9 protein-coding genes are annotated in these 12,928 nt (G+C 66.2%); 5 read left to right on the top strand and 4 right to left on the bottom strand.

Features of this window, described 5'->3' with window-relative positions:
* The first annotated feature begins 33 nt into the window (after nt 1-33).
* A complete protein-coding gene (locus HMPREF2826_RS07775) occupies nt 34-1,017 on the top strand; it encodes a type II 3-dehydroquinate dehydratase (RefSeq protein ID WP_070640730.1) in 984 nt (327 codons plus the stop codon).
* Nucleotides 1,018-1,060: 43 nt separating this feature from the next.
* Here the strand turns inward: HMPREF2826_RS07775 and HMPREF2826_RS07780 are convergent, their stop codons facing one another.
* Nucleotides 1,061-1,657 carry a 5-formyltetrahydrofolate cyclo-ligase gene (locus tag HMPREF2826_RS07780; RefSeq protein ID WP_070640732.1) on the bottom strand — a complete coding sequence of 199 codons (597 nt, stop codon included), beginning with the start codon at nt 1,655-1,657 and terminating at the stop codon, nt 1,061-1,063.
* Nucleotides 1,658-1,748: 91 nt separating this feature from the next.
* On the opposite strand from HMPREF2826_RS07780, the gene HMPREF2826_RS07785 reads away from it, so the two are divergent.
* Nucleotides 1,749-2,477: a M48 family metallopeptidase gene (locus tag HMPREF2826_RS07785; protein WP_070640735.1), complete on the top strand. Its 729-nt coding sequence runs from the start codon at nt 1,749-1,751 to the stop codon at nt 2,475-2,477.
* 58 nt (nt 2,478-2,535) lie between these two features.
* On the top strand, nt 2,536-3,585 hold the full coding sequence (trpS, locus tag HMPREF2826_RS07790) for a tryptophan--tRNA ligase (RefSeq protein ID WP_070640737.1): 1,050 nt from the start codon (nt 2,536-2,538) through the stop codon (nt 3,583-3,585).
* Nucleotides 3,586-3,722: 137 nt separating this feature from the next.
* Here trpS and HMPREF2826_RS07795 read toward each other — a convergent pair whose 3' ends face one another.
* From HMPREF2826_RS07795 to arcA, 3 genes are all read right to left on the bottom strand, one after another.
* Nucleotides 3,723-5,318: a YfcC family protein gene (locus tag HMPREF2826_RS07795; RefSeq protein WP_070640738.1), complete on the bottom strand. Its 1,596-nt coding sequence runs from the start codon at nt 5,316-5,318 to the stop codon at nt 3,723-3,725.
* A gap of 795 nt (nt 5,319-6,113) precedes the next feature.
* Nucleotides 6,114-7,109, bottom strand: coding sequence for an ornithine carbamoyltransferase (gene argF, locus HMPREF2826_RS07805; protein ID WP_070640743.1), 996 nt, complete (start codon nt 7,107-7,109; stop codon nt 6,114-6,116).
* 101 nt (nt 7,110-7,210) lie between these two features.
* The gene (gene arcA, locus HMPREF2826_RS07810; protein WP_058270289.1) at nt 7,211-8,461 is read right to left on the bottom strand and encodes an arginine deiminase; all 1,251 of its coding nucleotides are present in this window, start codon (nt 8,459-8,461) and stop codon (nt 7,211-7,213) included.
* 444 nt (nt 8,462-8,905) lie between these two features.
* On the opposite strand from arcA, the gene ppk1 reads away from it, so the two are divergent.
* Together ppk1 and rlmD are read left to right on the top strand one after the other, a co-directional pair.
* A complete protein-coding gene (ppk1, locus tag HMPREF2826_RS07815; protein WP_070640745.1) occupies nt 8,906-11,500 on the top strand; it encodes a polyphosphate kinase 1 in 2,595 nt (864 codons plus the stop codon).
* A gap of 21 nt (nt 11,501-11,521) precedes the next feature.
* The gene (rlmD, locus tag HMPREF2826_RS07820) at nt 11,522-12,865 is read left to right on the top strand and encodes a 23S rRNA (uracil(1939)-C(5))-methyltransferase RlmD (protein ID WP_148138359.1); all 1,344 of its coding nucleotides are present in this window, start codon (nt 11,522-11,524) and stop codon (nt 12,863-12,865) included.
* The last annotated feature ends 63 nt before the right edge of the window (nt 12,866-12,928 follow it).

Consider the following 12,928-nt stretch of genomic DNA (forward strand, 5'->3'; position numbering starts at 1 on the left):
TCAACCTGTCACGGCGGCCCCGGAGTCTCACACATGACCACTGAAGACATGGCGACCGATGTCCTCGAGCACATCGGCGGCCCCGATAACCTTGTGTCCAACATGCTCTGCATGACGCGCCTGCGCCTTGCCGTCGCCGACCCCTCCCTCATCGACCGCGAGGGGCTCGTGTCCATCCCCGGCGTCCTGGGCGTCGTCGGCCGCGGCGCCAACGGCATCGAGGTCGTCTTTGGCCCCAACAAGGTCGAGGCCGTCCACCATGCGCTCTGTCGCCTGCTGGGCGTGGACCCCTACAGCACGAGGGACGCCACGCAGCGTCCTCCGGAGCCCGCACGACGCCTGAACGTCCAGGTCCTGCGCGGCGGCGAGACCCCCGCCGCAGCGGGGACGAGCCCCGCCTATGAGTCCGCCGCCCCCGCCGGTGCGGGCGGCGACGAGGTGATGGAGCTCGCGCGCCTGCTCCGGCGCAGCGAGAAAGACGCTGCCGCGCCGGCGGACGGGAGCCTGGGCGCCCCCGACGAGGCCCCGACGGCGCCCGGCGCGCAGGGCGGGGCGGGCCTGGGCCTTGGCAGGCTGCTCGTCATCAACGGCCCCAGCATCAACATGCTGGGCATACGAGAGCCGGGCATCTACGGGTCGCAGGACTTTGCCACGCTGCTCGACCTGTGCAGGCGCACGGCGGCCGACCTGGGATTTGAGGACTGCGTCTGCTACCAGTCCAACCACGAGGGCGACCTCGTGGACGCCATCCAGGACGCCTACGGCACCTACGCGGGCATCATCCTCAACCCCGGCGCCTACACGCACACGTCCATTGCCCTGCTCGACGCCCTGAGGGCGGTGGGCATCCCCGCCATCGAGGTGCACATCTCCAAGCTCGACGCCCGGGAGGAGTTCAGACAGGTGTCCTACGTGCGAAAGGCCTGTCTCGAGACGGTCATGGGCATGGGCATACAGGGGTACGCCAAGGCGATGAGGGACCTGGCGAGCCACCTGCGGCGTCAGGGAGAGGCCTAGCGGGCGCCAAGGCGGCCGCGCGGCGCGAGCCTGGCCTGAGGGCCTAGGCCGAACGGCAGCCCCAGACGGCCGCGTCGCTCACGAGCAGGTCCACGGCCACGTCATGCTCGTCAATGGGCAGAGGCGCCCCGCTGACCTGAAGCGTCCGCACGAGGCCGACCTTCGTACCCGTGAAGCGCGCGAGGAAGTTGTCGTAGTAACCCGCGCCATAGCCCACGCGGTAGCCTCGCGCATCAAAGACGAGACCGGGAACGAGGCAGATGGACCCGGCGACGAGCGTGGGGTCAAGGGGCTCGCCTTGCGTCGGCTCCAGGACGCCGCGCGCGCCAGCGGCGAGGTCGTCAAACGAGCCGACGACCACGAACTGAAGGGACACGTCACCGCCGACGCAGCGGGGCAGCGCCACCGTGCGGCCTTTGTCAAGGGCCCTGCGCAGGACGGGCGTGACGTCAATCTCGTCACGATAGGGGTAGTACCCGAGGACGGCCGTGGCGTCACGGTAGGCGGGAAGGGCCTCAAGATGACGGAGGATCTCGCCGTCAACGCGACGGCGATGCGCGGGGGTCAGCCGCCGCTGAGCCTCCGCGTACCCCTCCCTGAGCGCACTCTTGCTGGCGTCCTCCCCAGTGGAGCTTGCCATCCCAGTCTCCCTTCGCCGACACACTCCATATACAATAGCGCAACGTCCCTTGCGTTCGACCTGACAGAGACCGGCCATTGGAGGCAAAGACGTGTCATTACGCGCGCATGACGCTCGTCCGCTGACGACGATCACGGTGGACGGCCTTGCCGTCGAGCTGCACCGGGGCGGGGTACGCCGCGTCAACCTGCGCGTGCGCCCCGACGGCAGCGTGCGCATGAGCGCCCCTCCCCACGTCAGTGATGGTCAACTCGAGCGTCTGGTGCGCGAACGACGCCCGTGGATAGAGCAGCGCCAGGACCTCCTGAGGCGCCGGTCCCGCCGGGAGGAAGCGCGCTGGCGCGACGGGGGCGCGCTCACGCTGGCGGGACGCCCCCTCAGGCTGCGCGCGCGGCAGGTCGCAGGCGCGCGCAGGTCTGCTCGGATATGCCGCGACGAGCTCGTCGTCGTCACCCCGCATGACCTGACGCCCGAGGAGCTCAAGGACGCCTGCCAGCCCCTCGCCCGTCGGCTGCTGCGCGACGAGGCGACGCGCCTCATGGCCGACCTCGCCCCTCGCATGGGCGTCACCCCCCATGCGCTGCGCATCCGTCGCATGAGAAGCCGCTGGGGCTCCTGCAACGTGCGGACAGGTGACATCACCCTCGCAACGGAGCTCTGCTTTATGCCGGTGGCCTCCCTGGCCTGCGTCTGCGCCCATGAACTCTGCCATCTACTGGAGCCCAGCCACGGCCCCCGCTTCTGGGCGCTCATGGACCGCTTTGAGCCAGACTGGCAGGCGGAGCAGGCCCATCTTGACGCAAATCCTCCCCTGCGCTAGCCCGTCCGGCGGCTTTGCCGTACCATACCAGGGACCATCACACGCATAAGGAGCATCCATGCCAAACGAGGGCAGCTACGAGGCGGCGCTCAAGCGCTCAGACCAGATTCAACGAGACCTGCTCACAAATCCCGGGGCCTATCGCATGCTGACGGGCGACCGTCCCACCGGCAGGCTTCATCTGGGACATTACTTCGGGACGATCAAGGAGCGCGTGCGCCTGCAGGATCTGGGCGTCAGCACTAACGTGATCATCGCCGACTACCAGGTGATCACCGACCGTGACAGCACCGACAACATCGCCGACAACGTGTACGGCATGGTCATGGACTACCTTGCCTGCGGCATCGACCCCCACAGGACCATGATCTTCACGCATTCCGCCGTTCCGGCGGCCAACCAGCTCATGCTGCCATTTCTCTCGCTCGTCACCGAGGCCGAGATGGAACGCAACCCCACCGTCAAGGCCGAGCAGGCCGCCTCGGGCCATGCGCTCACCGGCCTTTTGCTGACCTACCCCGTCCACCAGGCCTGTGACATCCTCTTCTGCAAGGGCAACATCGTGCCTGTGGGCCGCGACCAACTGCCCCACATCGAGATCACGTCCAAGATCGCCCGGCGTTTCAACGAGCGCTACGGCAGGGTGTTTCCCGACGTCACGGGGCTTTTGACCGCAACTCCCCTCATTCCCGGCCTTGACGGCCGCAAGATGAGCAAGAGCTACGGCAACGCCATCGCGCTGAGCATGAGCGAGGCCGAGACGGCCAAGCTCATCAAGAAGTCCAGGACCGACTCCGAGCGCAACATCAGCTTTGACCCCGAAGGTCGCCCCGGCGTCTCGGCGCTGCTCACGACGGCGTCCCTCTGCACGGGCCGCAAGCCCGAGGAGATCGCCGAGGAGATCGGCATGGGCGGGGCGGGCCAGCTCAAGCGCTACGTCACCCAGGTCGTCAACGACTATCTCGCGCCCATACGCGAGAGGAGGCGTCGCTATGAGGACGACCTCGACCTCGTGAAGGACGTGCTGCGCGACGGTAACCGTCGCGCCAACGCCATCGCCGACCGGACGCTCGGCGAGGTCCGCGAGGCCATGGGCATGGTGTACTGACGCCGCGACCCTGACGGCGGGGCGCAAGCGCCGGCGGCGGGCGAGACGGACGAGCGTCAGATGCGAACATGCGAACATGCGAAAGGAGGGCGCCCACATGGGCGCCCTCCCCTTTGCGTGCTATGAGGGCCTACGCCTTAGGCGGGGATGGCCATCATGGCGATGGCGAGGATCACCATGGAGACGACGGCCACGCAGCCGACGATCTTGGCCGCAAACTTGACCCAGGTGCCGTACTCGACACGGGCCAGGGCGAGACCGCCCATGATGGCGCCGCTCGTGGGCGTGATCAGGTTGACGGCGCCGGAGGCAGCCGAGAAGACCATGACCATGACGGCGGGGTTAAAGCCAAGCTCCTGGGCAAGGGGTCCCATGATGGGCATGGAGACGGTCGCCATGCCGGACGTCGAGGGGATGAGGAAGGACAGGAAGAAGTAGAGCACGTAGGAGCCGATGGTGAACAGGACTCCCGAGGTTCCGGCCAGGGCGCCCGCGGCCCAGGTGAGGAAGAAGTTGGAGAGGCCCGTGCTGCTCATGAGGACGGAGACGCCACGGGAGACGGCGATGATGAGGACGACGGACATCATGTCGCCCGAGCCGGCCATGAACTCGTCAACGATCTCCTTCTCGGAGAGGCCTCCCACGATGCCGATGATGATGGCAAGAAGGAGGAACCAGGTGGTGGACTCGGCGAAGTACCACTGGCCGAGCGGGGTGCCCGTCAGGAACGAGGACCAGCCGGCGTTGTCGGTGACGTCGGACGTGAGCGTGCCGGCCGTGGTCTCGGGGAGCTCGAGGGCGCCGAGACCGGCGTCGTCATACTGGGCGGCGATGTCCGCGGCAACGACTTCGCTGGTCTCCTCGTGCGAGGCGGCATCGGAGACGAAGGCGTTGACGCCGAGCTTCTCCCAGGGCACGAAGCCGATGATCATGATGAGGAACGCGAGGGCGAAGATGACGAGGACGCCCTTCTGGCGACCGGTGAGGACCGCGTCCGAGCCCTCCTCATGCTTGATGCCGTACTCGGCGTTGGCGGCCTCGAGCTCGCCGGCGCTCATGAGCGTGCGGGAGGGGTCGGCCTTGACGCGCTTGGCGTACTGGATGGTGAAGAACACGGCGACGAGATAGGTGGCGATGAGCAGGACGATGCCGAGGCCGATGATGACGGCCTGGTTGACCTCGATGCCCAGCGCGGTGAGGGCGGAGGAGGCGATGCCGGTCGCGAAGGGGTTGACCGTGGAGCCCAGGCAGCCGACGCCGGCGCCGAGCAGAATCATCATCGCGCCGGTGAGGGCATCGTAGCCGGCCGCCATCATCGTGGCGGCGAGCAGGGCGTAAAAGCCCACGGTCTCCTCGCAGAAGCCGTAGGTGGAACCCAGGACCGCGAACAGGAGCATGAGGATGGGAATCAGCACGAGCTCGTTGCCGCCCATCTTCTTGACGAGGGCCTTGATGCCGGTGTTGAGGGCGTTCGTCTTGTTGACGATGCCCAGGAAGCCGCCGAGCACGATAACGAAGAGGCAGACGTCAACGGCATCGACGAACCCCCTGGCAGGTGCCATGAGGAAGTCACCGAGCGTGGCGCCCGTGACGGTCTTCTCCGCCCCGTCGAGCATGTACGTCTGACCGTTGAGGCAGATCGTGATGACGGCGACGATGGCGAGAAGAATGAAGATGATGGAGAACGAGCTGATCATTCCCCTCTTCTTCTTTGGCTGCGCTTCTTCTGTCATGGCGCAACTCCTTCCTGGCGCTTGCGCGCCCATTTGGCCTTATGGCCACAACTACCTACGAACGAATAATACCTACAAACAAAAAACTCATCCTCTCCTTAAATGTACCTAAGCAAGCAATCGAGGGAATGATTACTCCGTGAGCGTTATCCAATATACCGGCGAACGGAACCCCCAAGGGACGTAACCGTGGGCGCACCTGTGGACGCACGCCGAGAGACGGAGGGACGAGCCGTGGACATCATACTCCGCAAGCGCGCTCGACAGCAAGGCGAGACGGGCGGCGAGGGCGGACGGGCCGCCTCGCTGCGCCCGAGCCGGGCGCAGCGCTAATTCGTGCGCCGTGAGCCAGAAGGCCTGGAGAGTCCCGTGGCAAGCGAGAACATCCCCCGAAGGGCATTCGCCCGCCTTGTGACGGGCGATGAGCGGCGCGACCCTGACGGGCAGGTGCAACGCGCCTTGCGGGGTCGCCCGACCGCTCAGGCCGCGCCGTGAGCCAGCATGGCGCGACGTCATTGACAGGGACGCCCCCCTGCGCGCGCGAGGTTCCTTGCCCCTCGCCGCCGCATTGTCATGAAGGGAAGTTTCAAGTGAGTTTCATACGCTATTTATGCATATGTATTGGACATCCTTACGGATGGCCCCTTGGCGCCTTGCTACATACCCTCTCCATGTAAAATCCTCGCGCGAGGGCTGCCGCTCCAAGGCGCCTGGTCACATTTTGCCCCTGTGGGCAAAGGGCCCCCCGTGGCACGGCGCGGGGGGCCCGGATTGCCAGAACGCTTGCGAGGGGTGCTACTTCAGGGTCGCGTACATGACCGCCTTGATCGTGTGCATGCGGTTCTCGGCCTCGTCGAAGACCTTGGAGGCAGACGACTCGAAGACCTCGTTGGTGACCTCCATCTCGGTGATGCCGAACTTCTCGGCCACCTCGGCACCCTTCGTGGTGTTGGTGTCGTGGAAGGAGGGCAGGCAGTGCAGGAAGATGCAGCCGGGGTTGGCCTGGGCCATGACCTCGGAGGTGACGCGGTAGGGCTCCATGAGGGGGATGCGCTCCTTGTAGAACTCGTCGGGCATGCCCATGGAGACCCAGATGTCGGTGTAGATGCAGTCGGCGCCCGTCACGCCCTCCTTGACGTCGGAGGTCAGCTTGATGGTAGAGCCGTTCCTCTCGGCGATCTCACGGCAGGTGGCGACGAGCTCGTCGGCGGGGAAGTAGCCCTCCGGGGCGCAGGCGACGAAGTTGACGCCGAGCTTGGCGCAGACGACCATGAGGGAGTTGGCCACGTTGTTGGCGGAGTCGCCCATGAAGACCAGGGTGCGACCCTTGATGTCGTTGTTGAAGTTCTCCTTGAAGGTCAGGATGTCAGCGAGCATCTGCGTGGGGTGGAACTCGTTGGTGAGGCCGTTCCACACGGGCACGCCGGCGTAGTGGGCCAGCGCCTCGACCTTCTCCTGCTCGAAGCCGCGGTACTCGATGCCGTCATACATGCGGCCGAGGACGCGGGCGGTGTCGGCGATGGACTCCTTGTGGCCCATCTGCGAGCCGGTGGGGTCAAGGTAGGTCACGCCCATGCCCAGGTCGTAGGCGCCGACCTCAAACGAGCAACGCGTGCGCGTGGAGGTCTTCTCGAAGATGATGGCGACGTTCTTGCCCTCGAGGTAGCGGTGAGGGATGCCGGCCCTCTTCATGCGCTTGAGGTCGGCGGAGAGGTCGAGGAGATACTCGATCTCTTCGGTGGTGAAGTCAAGAAGCTTGAGGAAGTGACGTCCGCGCAGGTTTACGCCCATTGATGCAGATCCTTTCGTCATGCCGTCGTGCGGCAGCCTATCTGTACGTGCGCCAGGGGCAGCAGAGCCGCCCCTGGGTAGATCATCACGCGCTGTTACGCTTAGATGTCCTCACGAGCGAAGGGCATGCTCATGCAGCGGGGGCCGCCACGACCGCGGGAGAGCTCGGCGGAGGGCATGACGAGAAGGTCCAGGCCCTCCTTGTACAGAACGTCGTTGGTGACGGTGTTGCGCTGGTACACGCAAATCTTGCCCGGGGCGACGGCGAGGGTGTTGGAGCCGTCGTTCCACTGCTCGCGGGCGGCCGCGACGGGATCGCCGCCGCCGCACTTGATGAGCTGGACGGAGTCGATGCCCATGGCCTTGGCGAGGACGTGCTCGAGGGTGTCGTTCATCTCCTCGATCTTGATCTCGCCCTCGGTCGCGCCCTTGGTGAGCTTGAAGACCTGCAGCGTGCCCATGATGCCCGGATGGATGGTGAACTTGTCCACGTCAATCTGGGTGAAGACGGTGTCGAGGTGCATGAAGGCGCGGGAGACCGGGATGTTGAAGGCGTAGATGTTCTCGATCTCGCACTCGTCGCCCTTCTCCCAGAACATGTGCTGGGCGAGCGCGTCGATGGCCGCGGCCTGCGTGCGCTGCGAGATGCCGATGGCGAGCGTGGTGGCGTTGATGTTGAGGACGTCGCCACCCTCGGTGTGGTAGGCGGAGTCACGACGGTACCAGAGGGGCGCGTCGTTGTACTCGGGGTGATCGCGGAAGATGTACTTGCCAAAGAGCGTCTCGCGGTTGCGCGTGACGGAGAACATGTGGTTGAGGTTGACGCCCTTGCCCACGATCGCGAAGGGGTCACGCGTGAAGTAGGCGTTGGGCATGGGGTCGATGAGCAGGTCGGACTCGCTGTCCTGGTCATAGCCCACGAGGTCGGCGAGGAGGTTCGAGGAGTGCGTGGGCAGGTCGATCTCGTTCTTGCGGATGCCGGCGATGCACTTCTCGACGAAGGTCTGGGTGTCCGTGATCGAGTCCATGAACTCCTTTACGACGGCACGGGTGTGCCTGCCGCGCAGGCCGGACTCGTCGAGCCACTGGTTGGTGAACTCCTCGCGGCTGCCTGCGGCGTCAAGGGCCTCGGCGACGAGCTTCTCGAGATACAGGACCTCGACGCCCTCGCCACGAAGGATCTCGGCGAACTTGTCATGCTCCTGCTGGGCGACCTCGAGGAACGGCACATCGTCAAAGAGCAGGCGACCAAGCTCGTCGGGGGGGAGGTTCAAGAGCTCCTCGCCGGGACGGTGGAGAAGGACCTTCTGAAGGGGTCCTATCTCGCTGTGGACATACAGACCGTTAGCCATGCTTCCTCCTACTCGACTGCGCCGCCGTGGCGACGCGATGGCGGTTGGCTCCCGCGGCCGGGCCTGTCACACATTGGCAAACCGCAGGGCCATAACTGACTACATTGTAAATATATCCAATAGTTTTAATCTCTACAACTGGACGTCCCACTTCTAGGGGAACGGTGCAAATCGTCCTATAAGCGGTCATATGACCACGATGCAACAGGTATACTATTCAATCTACCTGGTGTTATTCTAGGTTTAGACAGTGGTTGCCTCGACGCGTCCATGTATGAGACCCACGGACGGCTTTTGTGTCATCATCGTCAAACAATATCATATTATCCTATTTTTTTAAATTTCTATTAGTTAATCTCTATCTGTGTCAATTGCTTACACGCGGGGCGCGCCGCGGGCTGCTACTATTTAGCCTAGAGTCATCATCGACGCGAGGGGACGCGCATGGCAAAGAAGAAGGACGGCAGGAAGGGCGTCGAGGACACGACCGCCGACGGCGCCGGGCGCGGCGGCGAGACGAACGACGGCGCGACACCTTCCGACACGACCGCGACGGCGGAGGAGGTCGCCTTCCAGGGCCTTGACGCGGGTGACGGGGCCCCTGGCAAGGCGCCCGACGCGAGCGGCGACGCCAAGGACGCGGACGGCGCATACGACTTCTCGTACACGCAGAACCGGGAGGTGAGCTGGCTCAAGTTTGACGACCGGGTGCTGGACGAGGCGTTTGACGAGTCCGTGCCCCTCTTCGAGCGGCTCAAGTTCGTCTCCATCTTTGGCAGCAACCTCGACGAGTGGTTCATGATCCGCATCGGCGGCCTCTCGGACATCGCCCTGCTTAAGCGCCAGCCCCGCGACAACAAGTCCAACGAGACGCCCGCCGAGCAGATCGAGAGCGTCCTGTCCATGCTCCCTCCCCTGGTGCGCCGACGCGAGGAGGCGTTTGCCGCCATCGAGTCGCGCCTCGCCGAGAACGGCCTCGCGCGCGTGGGGGCGACGTCCTACACGGACGCCGACGGCCAAGTCGTGGCCAAGCACTTTGACCAGAACGTCCAGCCCATCCTCTCGCCCATGATCGTCAACCCCCGCCATCCCTTCCCAAACCTGCGCAACAGCCAGCTCTACGTGGTCTGCTCCCTCATGGGCGCGGGCGAGAAGGGCCTCTTGGGCATCGTCGAGGTGCCGTCGAGCCTCGAGCGCGTCGTCGAGCTGCCCTCCACCGACCGCTGCCGGCGCTACACCCTGCTCGAGGACGTGATCATCTCTCGCCTGCCCGGCTGCTTCGGCGCCTACCAGCCCGTCACCTGGGCGACCATTCGAGTGACCCGCAACGCCGACGTCGATCCCGACGGCGAGGGCGTCGAGGAGGAGGAGGACTACCGTCAGCACATGAAGAAGGTCCTCAAGAAGCGCCAGCGCCTCCAGCCGGTGCGCCTGGAGCTTCAGGGCGAGCTGGACGAGAAGCTCACCACCTTCATCACGCGCGAGCTCGCGCTGCCGCCCCTGAAGGTGACGAGGACCACGGTGCCCCTGGACCTCTCGTACGTCTTTGGGCTCGAGGACAGGATTCCCGGCTATGCGCGCCCCAAGCTCCTGCACTATCCCTTCGAGCCCCAGCAGTCGCCCATGGTCGACGCCTCCCTGCCCATGCGCAATCAGGTCAACGACCATGACGTTCTGCTCTTCTATCCGTACGAGAGCATGTCCCCCCTCCTGCGCCTCTTGCGCGAGGCGGCAGGCGATGACGACTGCATATCGATCAAGGTGACGCTGTATCGCGTCGCCCGGCAGTCGAGCCTCTGCGAGAGCCTCATCTCCGCCGTCGAGAGCGGCAAGGAGGTCACGGTCCTCATGGAGCTGCGCGCCCGCTTTGACGAGGAGAACAACATCGCCTGGGCGGACCGGCTGGAGCACGCCGGCTGCACGGTCATCTACGGCTCCGAGGGCTACAAGTGCCACTCGAAGATCTGCCAGATCACCTATCACGACAAGAGCGGCATCAGCCGCATCACCTGCCTGGGCACGGGCAACTTCAATGAGAAGACGGCCCGGCTCTACTCCGACTTCATGCTCCTCACGGCCAACGAGGACATCGGCGAGGACGGCAACACCTTCTTCAGGAACCTCTCCCTGGGCAACCTCCTGGGCAGCTACAAGCAGCTGGGCGTCGCCCCCGCAGGCCTCAAGCCCCTGGTCATGCGCGGCCTCGACCGCGAGATCAAGCGCGCGCTGCGCGGCGAGAGCGCACAGGTCTTCATGAAGATGAACTCGCTCACCGACCGCGACGTGATCGACAAGATCGCCGACGCGTGCCAGGCGGGCGTGCGCATGCTCATGATCGTCCGCGGCATCTGCTGCATCAGGGCCAACGTTCCCGGGCGCACGGACGGCCTGGTGGTCCGTCAGATCGTGGGCCGCTTCCTGGAGCACGCACGCGTCTATGCCTTTGGCGTCGATGCCGACACCATCTACCTCTCGAGCGCGGACATGATGACCAGGAACACGGAGCGCCGCGTGGAGATCGCCTATCCCGTGCTCGATCCCACCTGCCGCTCGCTCGTCATGACCTACATGAACATCCAGCTGGCGGACAACGCCAAGTCGCGCCAGCTCACCTCCGAAGGCGACTGGGAGAAGGTCGTCGCACCGCCCGATGCTCCGCACGTCGACAGCCAGGACCTTCTGCTCGCCCTCGCCTATCGCCGCTCGCGGGCGGCCCAGGGCGTGGGGGCGGAGTCTCTCTCGCCCCTGGCCGGCATCTACCCCGACATGTCACGCGACCAGATTCGCGAGCTCGTGGAGCTGCCAGGCATAGCGACCTACGAGGGCGCCACGGCGCAGCCCTCGTCGGCGACGGGCGGCAGGGAGGCCGAGGCGGACGCCTCCGCGCGCGACGCGGCGGCCCAACTCGTGCTTGGCGAGGCGCGCGGGAAGCCCGCCGGCACAGGCGACGGCGACGCCGGCAGGGGGGGCGGACGCCTCACGCGAGGCCTCGCGCTCATCGCCCAGGGCCTGCGCGTGCTCTTCTCGCCCAAGGACTAGCCCCGCAGAGGAGGCCTTCCAGTGTCGCAGGATAACGCACTCGTGCTGCACGACCTCGCCGTCGAGCGCCTGTCCTACGGCGCCGACGCCGTCGCCCACGCCAAGGACGGCCGCACCGCGTTCGTCGCCGGGGGCGTCCCGGGCGACGTCGTTGACGCCCGCGTGACGCAGGACCACGGCCGCTTCCTGCGCGCCGAGGTCCTGCGCGTGGTCAGCCCCTCCCCCGCCCGGACGGAGCCCCCCTGCCCGCTCGTGGGCGTCTGCGGCGGCTGCCCCTGGGGACGTCTGTCCCCCGAGCGCCAGCTCGACGCAAAGCGCGCCAACGTCGTGGACGCCCTCACGCGCATCGGCGGCTTCACGGCGGACGCCGCCGAGGGGCTCGTGGATAGCTGCGTGGCGCCGAGCGACCCCTGGGGCTATCGCAACAAGGTGGAGCTGGTCGTCGCACGCCAGGGCGGCAGGACGACCGTCGGCATGCACGACGTGAGCGGGCGGCAAGTCGTGCGCGTGAAGGCCTGTCCCCTCTTCGAGAGGCGCCATGCCTCGCTCGTCAAGTCCGTCTCGGGGGCGCTCAGCTACCTTGTGGGGTCACGGGACCTCGGCGTCGAGCGCCTGGGCATACGCGCCTCGGGCCGCACCGACGAGGTCGAGCTCGCGCTCTGGACCGAGCCGGGGCCCTTCCCCCGCGCCCAGGTGGCCAAGGTGCTTCAAGACGCCGCCAGGCTGACCTCCGTCGTGCGGGTGCTCACAAAGGGGCCCCGCAAGGCCCGCAGGGTCGTGGGGGTCGAGCGCCTGGCGGGCAAAGGGTCCTGGGGCGAGCGCATCGGCGACACCTCCCTGCGCGTGAGCGCGCCCTCGTTCTTCCAGGTGAACACCAAGGGCGCCGAGACGCTCGTGAAGCTGGTGCTCGAGGGCCTCTCGCCCAGCGAGGACGACGTCGCCATGGACCTCTACTGCGGGGCGGGCACCTTCACGCTGCCTTTGGCCCAGCGCGTGGCGGCGGTAGACGCCGTGGAGTCCTATGGGCCCGCCGTCCGCGACCTTAGGCGCAACCTGGAGCTTTCGGGCCTGGACAACGTCGAGGCCATAGGCGGCGACGCAGGCCGGGAGTTTCCCGACTCGAAGGCGGACCTCATCGTCGTGGACCCCCCGCGGGCGGGACTTGAGGAGGACGTGGTGACGAAGCTCTCCGAGCAGCCCGCGGGCGCGATCGCGTACGTGTCCTGCGACCCGGCCACGCTCGCGCGCGACCTCGCCCGCTTCAGGGAGCGCGGCGTCTTTGCTCCCGTGCGCGTGACGCCCGTCGACCTCTTTCCCCAGACCTTTCACGTGGAGACGGTCTGTCTGATGTCGCGGAGGGATTGAGCGTCGAACGTCAAAAGGCGGGGCTTGGGCGTCTGGGACACTCGCTGGTCACGCGGGCGACGC

The sequence above is a fragment of the Olsenella sp. HMSC062G07 genome (assembly GCF_001811895.1).
Classification (GTDB): domain Bacteria; phylum Actinomycetota; class Coriobacteriia; order Coriobacteriales; family Atopobiaceae; genus Olsenella_F; species Olsenella_F massiliensis.